Here is a 16,779-nt window from a genome sequence, read left to right as displayed (position 1 = left end):
AAATATATCACATCATCCTGAAGGAGCTCACGGCGCCGGAAACCGCGCCACCCAAGAACTTTTAGGCTAACAGATTGATTTTTAGCCTCCCCTCGACAATGATGAATGTTCCCCCCTTAACCCCGAGGAACCGCCGATGTCTCAACCGATCATCGAGCTTTATACCGACAGTGAATTTTTCAGCCCGTACGCCATGTCCGCCTTTGTCGTGCTGACGGAAAAAGGCATTCCGTTCACCGTGAAGCCGGTGGATCTGGCGAAAGAAGAAAACAAAGAGGCGGCCTACGCGGCGCTGTCGCTCACCCGCCGGGTGCCGACGCTGGCGATCGGCGAGTTTCAGCTCTCGGAGTCTTCGGCGATCGCCGAATACCTGGAAGACATCCACCCGGCCCACGCCGTGTACCCGCGCGACGTGAAGCTGCGCGCCAAGGCGCGCGAGATCCAGGCCTGGCTGCGCAGCGATCTGTTGCCGATCCGCGCCGAGCGCTCGACCGAGGTGGTGTTCAACAACGGCAAGTTCCCGCCGCTGTCCGAAGCCGCGCAGGAGGCCGCGCGCAAGCTGATCGCCGCCGTGGAAAAGCTGCTGAGCCACGGGCAGGACAATCTGTTCAGGGAGTGGTGCATCACCGACACCGATCTGGCGCTGATGCTCAACCGGCTGGTGATGCACGGCGACCCGGTGCCGGAGCGCGTGCGCCACTATGCGCACAAGCAGTGGCAGCGCCCGTCGGTGCAGGCCTGGCTGGCGTTGTCGGAAAAACGGCGCGCCTGAGAAAAAAATCGGCGGCCACGACGCCGCCGTTCTCAATGCCGAGAAACAACATCACTGCTTGAGGGAAGGCAAATCACCATCCAGAGGGCAGATAGCCTAACAATGAAGCGATGGCGTACACCGCGCTGGCCAGATACAGCAACACAATGCTGACCTGCAGCAGCGGGTGCGTGATCCAGTTGCACTGCCAGCGCGGGGTCTGGTCGCCATGTTTGCGCGCGCCGCGCAGGATCAGCATCGGCATGATCGACAGGATCACCCCGCTGAACACCCCGGCGAAGTAGAGCGCGTTGACGAACGACACCAGCCCACTGTAGGCCAGCACGAACGGCGGCACCACCACCAGTAGCAGCACGCCGAAGCGGCGCAGCGGCAGCTCGTCGTTGCCCAGCCGAAACTTGTCGAAAATATTGGTCAGGAAGCTGCCACCCAATCCCCAGTACGAGGTCAGCATCGCGCACAGCGCAAAGATGTTGGCGGAGAAGAACGCCCACTGCCCTAGCGCCTGGCCCCAGGAGATGGTGGCCACGTCGGAGATGTCATCCAGCCCGCTGAGCGCGATCACCGACATCGGCACCGCCGCCAGCAAAATGAAGGTCACCACCATACCGACGATGATCGCCTTCGGCAGTTGTTCCGGCTTGTCGGCAAAGCCGCGCGCCATTTCCGGCACGATGTACTGCGCCGAGAAGCAGAACACCACCACGTTGAACACCGGCACCATATAGCGCCAGTCACCGTCCAGCAGGTTGCGCATCTGGGTGGTGTCTTTCAGCAGCGTTGCCGCCACCAGCGCGGTCAACATCACCACCATGCCGATGCTGATGAACTTCTCGCCGCGGCCGATCGCTTTCAAACCGAGGTACAGCACGCCGGCGGCGGGCACGAAGAACAGCAGGCTGCCCAGCGCCGGCGAGATGCCGAACAGTGATTGCAACAGCTTGCCGCTGCCGGTCATGTAGGCGGTAAGCGCCCCGACGCTGTTGACGCACACCGAAGCGAACATCAGCCAGGCGCCCAGGCCGCCGACGTAGCGCTTCGCCAGCCCGCTCAGCTGCAGATGTGCGCGGGTGCGCAGCGTGGATTCGGCGACGTACAGCATAGTGATGGTGGTCAGACTCCCCACCAGCACCAGCCAGAACAGCAGCGGCAGGAAACCGGCCTTGCTGGAGGCGTAGGCGATGGAGAGCACCCCGGCGCCGATGTTGGTGCCGACGATCATCGCCACCCCTTCGAGGAAACTTAACGATTTGGCGGGTGCAGGTGCTCGCACCCCGGCGGCAAGCGCCGGAGAAACAGAGATATTATCAGACATGCATCATCCTTTATCGCCCGGCGACGCTGGCCGCCGGGATGGGTTAACGTCCTGACGCTCAACAGCTCACATCGATACACAGGTATTTCAGCTCCAGATATTCTTCTATCCCGTAGCGCGATCCTTCACGCCCGAGCCCTGACTGTTTCACGCCGCCGAACGGCGCCACTTCGTTGGAAATCAGCCCGGTGTTGATGCCGACCATGCCGTACTCCAGCGCTTCCGGCACGCGCCACTGGCGCGCGGCGTTCTGCGTGAACAGGTAGGCGGCCAGGCCGAATTCGGTGTCGTTGGCCATGGCGATGGCTTCCGCCTCGTCATGGAAGCGGAACAGCGGCGCCACCGGCCCGAAGGTCTCTTCTTTGGCGAAGCGCATCTTCTGCGTTACGCCGGTCACCACCGTCGGCTGGAAGAAAGTGCCGCCGAGCGCGTGCGGCTGGCCGCCGGTGGCGATCTGCGCCCCTTTGATCAACGCGTCGTCGATATGGCTCTGTACCTTCGCTACCGCATCGCTGTCGATCAGCGGCCCCTGGGTGGTGCCTTCCTGGCTGCCGTCGCCGACTTTCAGCTGCTCGACCGCCGCCACCAGTTTTTCCACCAGCCGCTCGTAGATGCCGTCCTGCACGTAGATGCGGTTGGCGCAGACGCAGGTCTGGCCGCTGTTGCGGAACTTGGAGGCCATGATGCCCGCCACCGCCGCGTCCAGATTGGCGTCGTCGAACACGATGACCGGCGCGTTACCGCCCAGCTCCAGCGACAGTTTCTTAATGCTCGGCGCGCACTGCGCCATCAGGATGCGGCCGACCTCGGTCGAACCGGTAAAGCTCAGCTTGCGCACCACCGGGCTGTCGCACAGCACCTTGCCCACCTGCGCCGCTTCCCCGGTCACCACCTGCAAAACGCCGGCGGGAATACCGGCGTCCTGCGCCAGCTTGGCCAGCGCCAACGCGGTCAACGGCGTTTGCTCAGCCGGTTTGACGATGATGGCGCAACCGGCCGCCAGCGCCGGCGCCACCTTGCGGGTGATCATCGCCGCCGGGAAATTCCACGGGGTGATGGCCGCACACACACCGATCGGCTGTTTCACCACCACCAGGCGCTGCGAAGCCTGCGGCGCCTGCAATACCGCGCCGTCCACCCGCTTGGCCTCTTCGGCGAACCAGGTGATGAACGACGCGGCGTACGCCACTTCGCCGCGCGCTTCCGCCAGCGATTTGCCCTGCTCGGCGGTCATCAGCTGCGCCAGATCTTCCTGTGCGGCCAGCACCTTGTCGGCCCAGGCCAGCAGCAGCGCGGAACGCTGCTTGGCGGTCAGCTGTTTCCACTCGTTTTGCGCCCGCTGCGCCGCCGCGATCGCCTGCTGGGTTTCCTCTTCGCTGACCAGCGGAATGCTGGCCAGCTCGGCGCCGGTGGCCGGATTGATCACCGCTTCGCGCTTGCCGCTCAGGGCATCGCACCATTCGCCGTTGATCAGACACTGGCTGCGCAGCAGCTCGGGATTGTTCAATTTCATGCCATTCGCTCCTTAGTGGGCCAGCGCGCGAGACAGGATGCCCATCGCCTTGGTGAACTGATCGTCCGGGATGGTCAGCGGGTACAGGAAGCGAATCACGTTGCCGTTCACGCCGCAGCTCAGCAGCAGCAGCCCTTCTTCCATCGCCTTCTGCTGCACCTGACGGGTGATCTCCGCCGAAGGCTTGCCGGTAGCCGGATCGTTGAACTCCACCGCCACCATCGAGCCTTGCGCACGCACATCGGCGATCGCCGGGCTGGTTTTGCGCGCCTGCTGCAACACTTCCACCAGGTGCTGCCCCAAGCGCTGGGCGCGCTGGCACAGCTGCTCTTCGTCGATCACGTCCAGCACCGCATGCGCCGCGGCCACCGCCAGCGGGTTACCGGCGTAGGTGCCGCCCAGCCCGCCCGGCGCCGGCGCGTCCATCACCTCGGCGCGGCCCGCCACCGCCGACAGCGGCATGCCGCCCGCCAGGCTTTTCGCCATGGTGATCAGATCCGGTTTAACGCTGTAGTGCTCCATGGCGAACAGCTTGCCGGTACGGGCGAAGCCGGTCTGCACTTCGTCGGCGATCAGCAGGATGCCATGCTGGTCGCACAGCGCGCGCAGCGCCTGCATGAATTCGGCCGGCGCCACGTTGAAGCCGCCTTCGCCCTGCACCGGCTCCAGCACAATCGCCGCCACCTGCTTGGGATCGATATCCGCTTTAAACAGGCGATCCAGGCTGTTCATCGCGTCTTCGGTGGTCACGCCGTACAGCGCATTCGGGTACTGGCCGTGGAACACCGAGCCGGGGAATGGGCCAAAGCCCAGTTTGTAAGGCGCCACTTTGCCGGTCAGCGCCATGGTCATATAGGTGCGGCCGTGGAAACCGCCGCCGAAGGTGATCAACCCCGGGCGGCCGGTGTAAGCGCGGGCGATCTTCACCGCGTTTTCCACCGCTTCCGCGCCGGTGGTGAAGAAAGCGGTTTTACACAGGCCGGCGATCGGCGCGCGCTGGTTGATGCGCTCCGCCAACGAAACATAGCTTTCGTAAGGAACGATCTGATAGGCGGTGTGGGTGAAGGCCTGCAGCTGCTTTTCAATCGCGGCGATCACCTTCGGGTGGCGGTGGCCGGTGTTCAGCACGGCGATCCCCGAGGCGAAATCGATCACTTCTTTGCCTTCCACATCCCACAGCGTGGCGTTCTCTGCGCGCTCGGCGTAAAAACCACACATCACGCCCACTCCGCGCGGGGTGGCGTCCTGACGGCGTTGGTTCAATTCTGCGTTTTTCATGCTGTTCTCTCCGGTCGGTGCCAGTTACACGTTTCGTTCACATTCGTGAAACAATGCCGTTTATTTACACAGGATGTGGCCCTATAATCGAGTGCCAGTTACGAATAATTGAGGGATCCAATTGCGCTCATTGAGTGGTGATCTGTTGCTGCAGCGCCTCGGCGAGCAGCCCGATGACAAGCTGCACAAGCGGCTTTACAACGCGATCCGCACCAGCATTCTCGACGGCAGCCTGCCTCCCTCCAGCCGCCTGCCCGCCTCGCGCGATCTGGCGCAGGAACTCAGCCTGTCCCGCAACACCGTGTTAACCGTTTATGAACAACTGCTGGCTGAAGGTTACGTGTCGGCGCGCGCCGGCAGCGGCACCTTCGTCGCCGACACGGTGCCGGACAGCTGCCTCTCCACCGGCGGCGCCCCGGCAGACGGCAGTGGGCAACCGCACCGCGTCGAACTGTCGGAACGCGGCGCCACGCTGCTGCACCACGCCAGCGCCAGCCCCAAACAGTGGGGGGCATTCATTCCCGGCGTGCCCGACGTCAACGCCTTTCCCCATCAGCTGTTCAGCAAGATCCAGGCGCGCCTCAGCCGCCGCCCGGCGCCGCAGCGGCTGACCTACAGCAATCAGGGCGGTAGCCCGGAGCTGCAGCATGCGCTGGTGGAGTATTTACGGGTGGCGCGCTCGGTGCGCTGTTCGCCGGAACAGATCCTGATCACCGAGGGCATCCATCAGGCGATCGATCTGGTGACGCGCATGCTATGCAATCCGGGGGATGACGCCTGGATCGAAGAGCCGGGCTATTGGGGGATCCGCAATATCTTGCGCATCAATGCGCTGAACATCTGCCCGCTGGCGGTAGACGAAGCCGGGCTGGTGCCGCCGGAGCAGCCGACCAGCCCACCGCGGCTGATCTTCGTGACCCCGTCGCACCAGTATCCGCTCGGCTCGGTGATGAGCCTGGCGCGCCGCCAACGGCTGCTGGCGCTGGCGCGCAACGCCGGCGGCTGGATCGTCGAGGACGACTACGACAGCGAATTCCGCTTTTCCGGCCAACCGATCCCGGCGCTGCAAGGGCTGGAGGCCGACGCGCCGGTGATTTACATCGGCACCTTCAGCAAAACGCTCTACCCGGCGCTGCGCCTCGGCTATGTGGTGTTGCCGCCGCCGCTGGTGCAGGCGCTGAAAACCGCCCACGCCGAGCTGTACCGCGGCGGGCACCTCCTGATCCAGAGCGCGCTGGCGGAGTTTATTCAGGCAGGACACTACACCGCACATATCCGCCGCATGCGGTTGCTGTACGCCCGGCGGCGTGCCTTCCTGACCGGATTGATCGAACAGCACCTCGGCAAACAGGCGCTCAGCGAATTCAACAGCAACGCCGGATTGCACCTGATCCTCAACCTGCCGGACGAGGCCGACGACGTGGCAATCGCCGCCGCCGCCGGCGCGCAGGGGGTGCTGGTGCGGCCGCTGTCGCGCTACTACATGCTGCCCAACCGCCGGCGCGGCCTGCTGATGGGGTTTGCCTGCGTGCCGGAAGAGCAGATGGCCGCGGCCTTCACCCAGCTGCTGGCCTGCATTAACGCGCCCGAGATGAAAAAGGCGGCCCCCTAGGGCCGCCTTTGCGCGTTACCAGGCCTGAAGCCGCCAGCCGTCCGCCTGCCGGTTCAGGCGGTGCGTCGGCCGCAGCGCCTGCAGGAAGTCTTCGTCGTGCGATACCACCAGCATCGCGCCGGGGAAATCCGCCAGGGCGGTTTCGATCGCCAGCGACGACGCCAGATCCAGGTGGTTGGTCGGTTCGTCCAGCAACAGCAGCTGTGCCGGTTGTCGCCGCCACAGCGCGCAGGCCAGCGCCGCCTTGAGCCGTTCGCCGCCGCTCAGCGCGCCCAGCGGCAGCGCGATGCGATCCGCGCCAAGCTGCAGCTGCGCCAGCCGGGTGCGCAACGCGCCTTCCGCCAGCGGCGAATCCTGCAGCCCCAGATGGTCCATCACCGACAGACTCGGGTCGAGCTGCGACAGGGTTTGATCGAGGTAGGCCGTCGACAGCGGGCAATGACAATGGCCGGAAAGCGCCGCCAGCTGACCGAGAATGGTCTTCAGCAAGGTGGACTTGCCGCAGCCATTAGGGCCGGTCAACGCCACGCGCATCGGGCCGTCGATCCGCAGATCCAGCGGCGGCGCGCTGACGAACGGCAGCTGCAGCTGCTCGAGCACCAGCACCTGCTTGTTCGCGCTCACTTCGCTGCCCGGCAGCGCCAGCAACACCGGCTGCTCGTCCTCCACCCGCTGATAGGCCTCGCGCACCGCCGCATCGAGGCTGTCGCGCTGGTCCTGATGCTGTTTGCGCAGCGTGCCGAGGCTCTCCTTCGCCGCCGATTTGTAGGCCACCCGTTCGAAGGAGGCGATGTTCAGCGTATCGACGACGCGCAGCGTTTGCGCCGAGCGCCGCTGGCTCATGTCGTGCTCTTTCTGCTGACGGGCGCGGGTGCGGCGGCGCTCCTCGCGCGCATGTTCCAGATCGGCGCGCGCCGCCTGCTGCTCCGCGTCGCGCTGGCGCCGGTAGTCGTCGTAGTTGCCGCCGTAGCTGCGCAGCGCGCCGGGCGTCAGTTCGACGATGCGCTCCATACGCCCCAGCAGCTGCCGGTCATGGCTGGCGATAAGCAGCCCGCCGCGCCACTGATCCAACTGCTGATACAGCCAGGCGCGCCCGGCGCTGTCGAGGTGGTTGGTCGGTTCGTCCAGCAGCAGATAATCCGTCTCCCCCAGAAAAGCACCGCATAGCGCCGCGCGCATCCGTTCGCCACCGCTCAGTGAACTTGCGGCTCGCAGCGGATCGAAGGCCGGCAACCCGGCGGCGGCGAAGGCGCTTTGCAGGCGATCGTTGAGATCCCAGCGCCCTTCCAGACGATCGATGTCGTCCGCCAACGGCCGCCCCTGCTCGATGCGCGCCAGCGCGGCGAAGACCTCGCCGTAGCCCAGCAGCTGCGCCAGCGTGGTGTTCGCCGCGATCTCCGGCTGCTGCGCAACGTAAGCCAATGCGGCATGGGATTCGACATGCCCGTTGCCCGGCCGATCCCGCCCGGCGATCAGGCGCAGCAGCTGGGTTTTGCCGACGCCGTTGCGCCCCACCAGGCCGCAGCGCGACCGATCGAAAGCGAGATCCAGCGGGCCGAACAGCGTTTCGCCGTCAGCAAATTGGCAGGTCAGTTGATGTAAAACGAAATAAGGGGACTGCGCAAAATGAGCCATAAGCACTCCTGAATGAGATCAAAACATCCCCACAGGGCGCGGGAGCGCACAGCGTGGGACCCGATATCAGCAGGTGTGGTTGTTCATTTTCGGTTATGGCTCCGCAGAGAGAAGGAATTTACAACGCGCAAAGGTTAACCGATCTTTTGTTCGTTATGCAAACGGTGCCTGAGATTCATGACGTCTATCACATTCGGCACAACGCAGATTCCCAAGCGGCGCGACAACGGCTAGATTTATCTCATCCGACCACTTATGTTCACATAATTATAACAACGGGCCCCGATTTCACCCGATGGAGAGTGCAATGAGCAATTACCCTCACCTGCTGGCGCCGCTGGATCTCGGCTTCACCACCCTGAAAAACCGGGTGCTGATGGGATCGATGCATACCGGCCTGGAAGAGCTGCCTGACGGCCCGCAGCGCCTGGCCGCGTTCTATGCCGAGCGCGCCGCCGCCGGCGTGGCCCTGATCGTCACCGGCGGCATCGCGCCCAACGACAAAGGCGTGGTGTATCGCGGCGGTTCCACCCTCAACAGCGAGGCGCAGCTGCCTCACCATCGGCCGGTCACCGAGGCCGTTCATCGCGCGGGCGGCAAGATAGCGCTGCAGATCCTGCATGCCGGCCGCTACAGCTATCAGCCGCACCCGGTGGGCCCTTCCGCGCTGCAGGCGCCGATCAATCCCTTCGCGCCAAGCGCGCTGAGTGAAGCGGAGATCGAGCAGACCATCGCCGACTTCGCCCGCTGCGCGGCGCTGGCGCAACAGGCCGGCTACGACGGCGTTGAGGTGATGGGTTCCGAAGGCTACCTGATCAACCAATTTTTGGCGGCGCGCACCAACCAGCGCGACGATCGCTGGGGCGGCAGCTTCACCAACCGCATGCGCTTCGCCGTCGAGATCGTGCGGGCGGTGCGCCAGGCGGTGGGCGCGGAATTCATCCTGATCTACCGGCTGTCGATGCTCGATCTGGTGGAGGACGGCTCCAGCTGGCAGGAGATTGAACAGCTGGCGCTGGCGGTCGAACAGGCGGGCGCCACGATCATCAATACCGGCATCGGCTGGCACGAGGCGCGCATCCCGACTATCGCCACCATGGTGCCGCGCGCCGGGTTCAGCTGGGTGACCCGCAAGCTGATGGGCAAGGTGGGTATTCCGCTGATCACCACCAACCGCATCAACGATCCGGCGGTGGCCGAGCAGGTGCTGGCGGACGGCTGCGCCGACATGGTGTCGATGGCGCGCCCGTTCCTCGCCGACGCCGCCTTTGTGCAGAAAGCCGCCGAGGGACGCGCCGACGAGATCAATACCTGCATCGGTTGCAACCAGGCCTGTCTCGACCAGATTTTTGAAGGCAAGCTGACGTCTTGCCTGGTCAACCCGCGCGCCTGCCGCGAAACCGAAATGCCGTTGACGATGGCGGAGAAACCGAAAAAGCTGGCGGTGATCGGCGCCGGCCCCGCCGGGTTGGCCTTCGCCACCACCGCCGCCAGCCGCGGCCATCAGGTGACGCTGTTCGACGCGGCCGATCAGATCGGCGGCCAATTCAACATCGCCAAGCAGATCCCCGGCAAGGAAGAATTCCATGAAACCCTGCGTTACTTCCGCCGCCAGCTGGCGCTGCGCGAAGTGACGGTCAGGCTGGGCGTCAAGGTCGAGGCGGCGGATTTAAGCGAATTCGACGAAGTGATCCTCGCCTGCGGCATCATGCCGCGCACCCCGGACATCCCCGGCATCGGCCACGCCAAGGTGCTGAGCTATCTGGACGTGCTGCGCGATAAAAAACCGGTCGGCCAGCGGGTGGCGATCGTCGGCGCCGGCGGCATCGGCTTCGACACCGCCGAGTACCTCAGCCAGCACGGCGTGTCCAGCAGCCTGGATCAGGCGGAATTCAACCGCGAATGGGGCATCGACGGCCGCCTTGAGCAGCGCGGCGGGCTGGCGGCGCAAGGACCGCAGGCACCGCGCGCCGCGCGGCAAATCTATCTGTTACAGCGCAAAACCAGCAAAGTGGGCGAAGGCCTGGGGAAAACCACCGGTTGGATCCACCGCGCCAGCCTGGCGATGCGCGGCGTGAAAATGCTCAACAGCGTCAGCTATCGGCTGATCGACGACGAAGGGCTGCACATCACCCGCGCCGAGCAGGACAGCTGCCTGCCGGTAGACACCGTGGTCATCTGCGCCGGGCAGGAACCGCGCCGCGAGCTGCAGCAACCGCTGCTGGCGATGGGGAAAACCGTGCATCTGATCGGCGGCGCCGACGTGGCCGCCGAGCTGGACGCCCGCCGCGCGATCGATCAGGGTACGCGGCTGGCGATGGCGCTGTAAAAAAGGGGCGCACCGCGCCCCTTGGTCATCATGCTCAGCGACGCGCGCCGGATTTCACCGCTCTCAAGATCACGAACTTCTTGTTCGAGGCTACCAGCGTGCAGTTGCCGAACAGACGCTTGAGCTTCTGGTGATAGTCGAGGTGGCGGTTGCCGACGATGCGCAATTCGCCGCCTACCTGCAGGCAGCGCTTGGCGTCGCAGAACATCTGCCAGGCGGTGTGATCGGTAATGGCGTGCTGCTGGTGGAACGGCGGGTTGCACAGCACCGCCTGCACGCTTTCGCGCTCGATGCCCGCCAGCGCGTTGTTCACCTCAAACTGGCAACGATCCAGCTCTTGCGGCAGGTTGTGCTCCACGTTCAGTTCGCTGGAAGCCACCGCCATGTAAGATTCATCGACGAAGGTCACCTGCGCTTCCGGGTTTTGCGCCAGCGCCGTCAGGCCAATCACGCCGTTGCCGCAGCCCAGATCGACGATATGGCCGTTCAGGCCACGCGGCAGATGTTCCATAAACAGGCGCGCGCCGATATCCAGGCTGCCGCGCGAGAAGACGTTGGCGTGGTTATGGATCAGCCAATCGGTGCCGTCCAGCGTCCAGTCGGTGGTTTCCGCCGCCGCCGGTGGGACGATATCCGCCGCCTGGCAGAAGATCAGGCGCGCTTTCTTCCACGCCAGGCTGGTGCGCGTCGGGCCCAGCACCTTTTCAAACAGCTGCATCGTCGAGGTATGCACGTCGCGCGCCTTGGCGCCGGCGACGATCAGCGTGTCTTCGGTCACGACGTGGCGCAGCGCGCGCAGCTGCTGCTCCAGCAGCGCCAGCGCTTTCGGCACGCGAATCAGCACCACCGCCGGCGCCGCCGGCAGCTCGGCCAGGCTGTCCAACAGCGTGACCTGCTCGGGATCCAGACCGTTGAGCTTCAGGTTGTGGCGCGTCGCCAGCTGGCTCATGTACGAGTCGCTGACGCTGTAAGGACGATGCGCGTGCAGCGCACAGGCCAGGGTGCCGAAGTTATCGTTGAAAATCAGCACCGGACGGCCGCCGATGTCTACGTTTTCAAGCTGTTGCAGCAGATATTCGTCCGCTGCTTCCCACGCCTGCAGTTGGGTGGATTCTTCCTGTTGGGGATAACGCTCCAGCTCAAGTTGCTGTGTTCCCAGATCGAGTTGGCTCATTGCCCCTCCTGACTGATAAAATTTGGGCTGTTTATCCCCTAAAAACGCCCGTCAGTAAAATGTTTTTTCGGATAAATTGCGTATGCCAGGATTTGAGCGAAAAAACAGCATAGAATGACCGGCTGAATGGCCGTTGATACGGAACAAGAATGTCTGAATTGACCTACCTGCAAGGCTACCCAACGCATCTGCAAAGCCAGGTGCAGCAACTGATCCATCAGAACCGGCTGGGAGACGTGCTGCTGCAGCGCTATCCGCAGGTGCACGACTGTACTACCGACAAGTCGCTGTATCAGTTTACCGTCGATCTGAAAAACCAGTATCTGCGCAACGCCCAGCCGCTGAGCAAGGTGGCCTACGACAGCAAGATCCACGTCATGAAGCACGCGCTTGGCCTGCATACCGCCATCTCGCGCGTGCAGGGCGGCAAGCTGAAGGCCAAGGCGGAAATCCGCGTGGCGACGGTGTTCAAGGTGGCGCCCGAACCCTTCCTGCGCATGATCGTGGTGCATGAGCTGGCGCACCTGAAAGAGAAAGATCACAACAAGGCGTTCTACAGCCTGTGCTGCCATATGGAGCCGGATTACCACCAGTTGGAGTTCGATACCCGGCTTTATCTGACGCACCTTTCGCTGTTCGGCGAGCTGTATGCATAGCGAGTGAGGCCGTGATAATCTGCGGTTTTAGGCCTGGACCGGAGCTCGCCATGATTCGCTTTGCCGTCGTCGGCACCAACTGGATTACGGAACGTTTTATCGATGCCGCCCATGAAAGCGGCAAACTCAAGCTGAGCGCCGTGTATTCACGCTCGCTGGACCAGGCGCAGGCCTTTGGCGCCAACTATCAGGTCACGCAGTTTTTCGACTCGCTCGAGGCGATGGCGCAGTCTGACGCCATAGACGCGGTGTATATCGCCAGCCCCAATTCCCTGCACTGCCCGCAGTCGCTGCTGTTCCTGCGCCATAAAAAACACGTGATCTGCGAAAAGCCGCTGGCCTCCAACCAGCGCGAAGCGGAACAGCTGGTAGCCTGCGCGCGGGAAAATCAGGTGGTGCTGTTCGAAGCGTTCAAAAGCGCCTACTTGCCGAATTTCCTGGCGCTGCAGCAGGCATTGCCGAAAGTCGGCCGGCTGCGCAAAGCCTTTATCAACTACTGCCAATACTCTTCGCGCTACCCGCGCTATCTCGCCGGCGAGAACCCCAACACCTTTAACCCCCAGTTCTCCAACGGCTCGATCATGGACATCGGCTACTACTGCCTGGCCAGCGCGGTAGCGCTGTTCGGCGCGCCGCAGTCGGTGCTGGCCAGCGCCACGCTGCTGGATACCGGCGTGGACGCCCACGGCACCGTCTGCCTGAACTACGGCGATTTCGACGTCACGCTTTCCCATTCCAAGGTCAGCGACTCGGCGATCCCCAGCGAGATCCAGGGGGAAGAAGGCACGCTGATTATCGACAAGATTTCCGAGTGTCAGGGCGTGGCGCTGACGCCGCGCGGCGGCAACCGCCAGGATCTGAGCCAGACGCAGCACATCAATACCATGCTGTATGAAGCGCTGGCCTTCGCCGAGCTGATTGAGAAGCATCAGGTGGAACACCCGGGGCTGGAGAATTCGCTGATCGTCGCCCGCCTGCTGACCGACATCCGCCGCCAGACCGGCGTCGTCTTCCCCGCCGACGGAGAATGAGATGAAACCGCTGCTCGTGATGCAAACCGGCGACGCACCGCAGGCCATTCGTCAGGAATTGGCCAACTTTGAAGGCATGTTCCTGCAACAGGGCAACATCGACGCTGAACGCGCGCACATCGTGCATCTGCCCGCCGGCGAACGGCCGTTGCCGCCGGCCGCCTATTGCGGCGTGGTCATCACCGGCTCGCCGGCGATGGTGACCGAACGGCTGCCGTGGAGCGAGGAGGCCGCCGAATGGCTGCGCCAGGCGATGGCGATCAAACTGCCATTGTTCGGTGTCTGCTACGGCCACCAGCTGTTGGCCTATGCGCTCGGCGGCGAAGTGGGCTACCACCCGCAGGGCATGGAGGTGGGTACGCTGGAGATCGAACTGCTGCCCGCCGCGGCCGAAGACCGGCGGCTCACCCTGCTGCCGCCGCGCTTCAAAGCTAACCTGATCCATTCGCAGAGCGTACTGACGCCGCCCGCCGGCGCGCAGACGCTGGCGCGTTCGCAGCAGGATGCGCACCAGATCCTGCGCTATGGCGATCATGCCCTGACCACCCAGTTCCACCCGGAATTCAACGGCGCGGTGATGAGCCAGTATCTGCAGTGGCTCGGCGAACTGCATCCCGAGCAGCAGGCCCGCTATCAGCTGCAACAACAACAGGTTAGCGACACGCCGTTCAGCCGCCTGCTGCTGCAGGGATTCGTCGTCAGCCTCGGCGCGCAAAAAGCGATGGCCGGCTAACGCGATTCACGTTGACCGCCGACACATTTTGCATTACTTTCTGCTCTGCAAAGGGGAGTAACTTCATTGCCGGTCAATCGTCATTACGATGCGCAAGCATCCGGTTACCGGGCAACCTGATGTCAAAGGTGTAATCACCTTCATCAACGTTGTAAGTGAGACCTTGCCGGAAGGCGAGGTTTGCTTGCAGCGTTCACAGAGCGGCTGGCGTCTTCCGACGTTGGCCGTTTTTGTTTTTGAAGGATACCTCTGATGATGAATTCCGTTGGCACACCGTGGTTATGGGGCAGCTTCGCCGCCGTCATAGTCGTGATGCTCGCAATCGACCTCCTGTTGCAGGGCCGTAAAGGCGCGCACACCATGACCCTGAAGCAGGCCGCCAGCTGGTCGCTGGTGTGGGTCAGCCTTTCTCTGCTGTTCAATTTCGGTTTCTGGTACTACCTGAATGAAACCGCCGGGCGCGCCGTCGCCGATACCCAGGCGCTGGCCTTCCTGACCGGCTACCTGATCGAAAAAGCGCTGGCGGTGGATAACGTGTTCGTTTGGCTGATGCTGTTCAGCTACTTCGCCGTGCCGGCCAACCTGCAGCGGCGGGTGCTGATCTACGGCGTACTGGGCGCGATCGTGCTGCGTACCATCATGATCTTCGCCGGCAGCTGGCTGGTCAGCCAGTTCCAGTGGCTGCTGTATCTGTTCGGCGCCTTCCTGCTGTTCACCGGTATCAAGATGGCGCTGGCGAAGGAAGATGACTCGGCGATCGGCGACAAGCCGCTGGTGAAATGGCTGCGCAGCCACCTGCGCATGACCGACAGCCTGGAAGGCGAGCGCTTTTTCGTGCGCCGCAACGGCATCCTGTTCGCCACCCCGCTGGTGCTGGTGCTGATCCTGGTCGAACTGAGCGACGTGATCTTCGCGGTGGACAGCATCCCGGCGATCTTCGCCGTGACCACCGATCCGTTCATCGTCCTGACCTCCAACCTGTTTGCCATCATGGGTCTGCGTGCCATGTACTTCCTGCTGGCCAACGTAGCGGAGCGTTTCTCGATGCTGAAATATGGCCTGTCGGTGATCCTGGTGTTTATCGGCATCAAGATGCTGATTATCGACTTCTTCCACATCCCGATCGGCGTGTCGCTCGGCGTGGTGGCAGGCATCCTGACGCTTACCTTGCTGATCAACGCCTGGGTCAATCGCCGCAACGATCGCCTGGCGAAGAAATAACCACAATCTGTTATCCGGGGCGCTAGTCGCCCCGCGATTGTTTGGCAATTCCCCCAAAACGCCAAACGTTATTGCGATCACACAAATGTAACCAGTATGTTATCAAGTGTTGATCCGCGCTCAGAATTTCATCCCCGCCTCTTTCCAACATCATTCGATTGCTGAATACTGATTCGGCAAACACACTTAGTTACAGAATCATATAAAGCTACCCGGCGTCGTTCCCGCCGCGGCGGCCAGATAACATCAGGAAGAAAGCACTATGCAAAAACTATTACAAAGGATCACGCAGGGTAGCCTGGTCAAACAAATCATGGTCGGCCTGGTGGCCGGCATTCTGGTGGCGCTGGTTTCGCCGGCAGCCGCTGCGGCCGTCGGCCTGCTCGGTACCCTGTTCGTCGGCGCGCTGAAAGCGGTGGCGCCGGTGCTGGTGCTGATTCTGGTGATGGCCTCGATCGCCAACCATAAACAGGGGCAGAAGACCAACATTCGCCCGATCCTGTTCCTCTACCTGCTGGGCACCTTTGCCGCCGCGCTGGTGGCGGTCGTCGTCAGCTTTATCTTCCCTTCTACGCTGGCGCTGACCACCGGCGCGACGGACATTACCCCGCCGGGCGGCATTGTGGAGGTGATGAAGGGTCTGTTGATGAGCGTGGTGGCCAACCCGTTCCATGCGCTGATTAACGCCAACTACATCGGTATTCTGGCGTGGGCCGTCGGGCTGGGGCTGGCGCTGCGCCACGCTTCCGAAACCACTAAAGGGCTGATCAACGACATGTCCCATGCGGTTACGCTGGTGGTGCGCGCGGTGATCCGCTGTGCGCCGCTTGGCATCTTCGGCCTGGTGGCTTCCACGCTGGCGGAAACCGGCTTCGGCGTGCTGTGGGGCTACGCCCAGCTGCTGATGGTACTGCTCGGCTGCATGCTGCTGGTGGCGCTGGTGCTCAACCCGCTGATCGTTTACTGGAAAATCCGCCGCAACCCGTATCCGCTGGTGTTCGCCTGCCTGCGCGAGAGCGGCGTGACCGCCTTCTTCACCCGCAGCTCCGCCGCCAACATCCCGGTGAACATGGAGCTGTGCAAGAAGCTGAATCTGAATGAGGACACCTACTCGGTTTCCATCCCGCTGGGCGCCACCATCAACATGGCCGGCGCGGCGATCACCATCACCGTGCTGACGCTGGCGGCGGTGAACACGCTGGGCATCGCGGTGGACGTCCCGACCGCTCTGCTGCTGAGCGTGGTGGCCGCCCTGTGCGCCTGCGGGGCCTCCGGCGTGGCCGGCGGCTCGCTGCTGCTGATCCCGTTGGCGTGCAACATGTTCGGCATTCCGAACGACGTGGCGATGCAGGTGGTGGCGGTCGGCTTTATTATCGGCGTGCTGCAGGATTCGGCGGAAACCGCCCTCAACTCCTCCACCGACGTGCTGTTCACCGCCGCGGCCTGCCAGGCGGAAGATCAACGGCTGGCGAACGAAGATCCGCTGAAGGTGCGTTAAGCGCAAGTTGCT

13 protein-coding genes are annotated in these 16,779 nt (G+C 63.3%); 8 read left to right on the top strand and 5 right to left on the bottom strand.

All coding sequences use genetic code 11. The features are described from left to right. The first annotated feature begins 136 nt into the window (after nucleotides 1-136). The gene (gene yfcF, locus ACJ8QI_RS18080; RefSeq protein WP_089186478.1) at nucleotides 137-772 is read left to right on the top strand and encodes a glutathione transferase; all 636 of its coding nucleotides are present in this window, start codon (nucleotides 137-139) and stop codon (nucleotides 770-772) included. Nucleotides 773-845: 73 nt separating this feature from the next. Here the strand turns inward: yfcF and ACJ8QI_RS18075 are convergent, their stop codons facing one another. Genes ACJ8QI_RS18075 through ACJ8QI_RS18065 form a run of 3 tightly spaced genes read right to left on the bottom strand, consistent with a single transcriptional unit; the run spans nucleotide 846 to nucleotide 4,878 of the window. Beyond that, nucleotides 846-2,087 (bottom strand): aromatic amino acid transport family protein, encoded by a 1,242-nt coding sequence (locus tag ACJ8QI_RS18075; RefSeq protein ID WP_033639324.1) that lies wholly within the window; start codon nucleotides 2,085-2,087, stop codon nucleotides 846-848. A 58-nt stretch (nucleotides 2,088-2,145) separates the two neighbouring features. Further along, a complete protein-coding gene (locus ACJ8QI_RS18070; protein WP_060451958.1) occupies nucleotides 2,146-3,600 on the bottom strand; it encodes an NAD-dependent succinate-semialdehyde dehydrogenase in 1,455 nt (484 codons plus the stop codon). Nucleotides 3,601-3,612: 12 nt separating this feature from the next. Beyond that, on the bottom strand, nucleotides 3,613-4,878 hold the full coding sequence (locus ACJ8QI_RS18065) for a 4-aminobutyrate--2-oxoglutarate transaminase (RefSeq protein ID WP_442532896.1): 1,266 nt from the start codon (nucleotides 4,876-4,878) through the stop codon (nucleotides 3,613-3,615). A gap of 121 nt (nucleotides 4,879-4,999) precedes the next feature. On the opposite strand from ACJ8QI_RS18065, the gene pdxR reads away from it, so the two are divergent. Continuing rightward, entirely contained in the window at nucleotides 5,000-6,490 is a 1,491-nt protein-coding gene (gene pdxR, locus ACJ8QI_RS18060; protein WP_442532895.1) for a MocR-like pyridoxine biosynthesis transcription factor PdxR, read from the top strand. A 15-nt stretch (nucleotides 6,491-6,505) separates the two neighbouring features. Here pdxR and ACJ8QI_RS18055 read toward each other — a convergent pair whose 3' ends face one another. Beyond that, a complete protein-coding gene (locus ACJ8QI_RS18055; RefSeq protein WP_442532894.1) occupies nucleotides 6,506-8,125 on the bottom strand; it encodes an ABC-F family ATP-binding cassette domain-containing protein in 1,620 nt (539 codons plus the stop codon). A gap of 307 nt (nucleotides 8,126-8,432) precedes the next feature. Between ACJ8QI_RS18055 and ACJ8QI_RS18050 the strand changes: the two genes are divergently transcribed. Then, nucleotides 8,433-10,454 (top strand): oxidoreductase, encoded by a 2,022-nt coding sequence (locus tag ACJ8QI_RS18050; RefSeq protein WP_336843841.1) that lies wholly within the window; start codon nucleotides 8,433-8,435, stop codon nucleotides 10,452-10,454. A gap of 34 nt (nucleotides 10,455-10,488) precedes the next feature. Here the strand turns inward: ACJ8QI_RS18050 and rlmG are convergent, their stop codons facing one another. Then, entirely contained in the window at nucleotides 10,489-11,628 is a 1,140-nt protein-coding gene (rlmG, locus tag ACJ8QI_RS18045) for a 23S rRNA (guanine(1835)-N(2))-methyltransferase RlmG (RefSeq protein ID WP_015379148.1), read from the bottom strand. 149 nt (nucleotides 11,629-11,777) lie between these two features. On the opposite strand from rlmG, the gene ACJ8QI_RS18040 reads away from it, so the two are divergent. The 5 genes from ACJ8QI_RS18040 (at nucleotide 11,778) to sstT (ending at nucleotide 16,767) form a co-directional block, all read left to right on the top strand. Continuing rightward, nucleotides 11,778-12,284 (top strand): M48 metallopeptidase family protein, encoded by a 507-nt coding sequence (locus tag ACJ8QI_RS18040; RefSeq protein ID WP_004937154.1) that lies wholly within the window; start codon nucleotides 11,778-11,780, stop codon nucleotides 12,282-12,284. Nucleotides 12,285-12,334: 50 nt separating this feature from the next. Then, nucleotides 12,335-13,315 carry a Gfo/Idh/MocA family protein gene (locus tag ACJ8QI_RS18035; protein WP_070915396.1) on the top strand — a complete coding sequence of 327 codons (981 nt, stop codon included), beginning with the start codon at nucleotides 12,335-12,337 and terminating at the stop codon, nucleotides 13,313-13,315. 1 nt (nucleotide 13,316) lies between these two features. Next, nucleotides 13,317-14,048, top strand: coding sequence for a glutamine amidotransferase (locus ACJ8QI_RS18030; RefSeq protein WP_141972442.1), 732 nt, complete (start codon nucleotides 13,317-13,319; stop codon nucleotides 14,046-14,048). Nucleotides 14,049-14,300: 252 nt separating this feature from the next. Further along, complete coding sequence (locus ACJ8QI_RS18025) at nucleotides 14,301-15,269, top strand: TerC family protein (RefSeq protein WP_060424713.1); 969 nt, start codon at nucleotides 14,301-14,303, stop codon at nucleotides 15,267-15,269. 262 nt (nucleotides 15,270-15,531) lie between these two features. Further along, nucleotides 15,532-16,767, top strand: coding sequence for a serine/threonine transporter SstT (gene sstT / locus ACJ8QI_RS18020; RefSeq protein WP_038879565.1), 1,236 nt, complete (start codon nucleotides 15,532-15,534; stop codon nucleotides 16,765-16,767). Nucleotides 16,768-16,779 lie beyond the last annotated feature (12 nt).

The organism is Serratia sp. CY84636 (assembly GCF_052166245.1).
Taxonomy (GTDB): Bacteria; Pseudomonadota; Gammaproteobacteria; order Enterobacterales; family Enterobacteriaceae; genus Serratia; species Serratia nevei.
The sequence above is the reverse complement of the archived record's forward strand: the minus strand, read 5'-3'. Positions and strand labels throughout refer to the sequence as shown.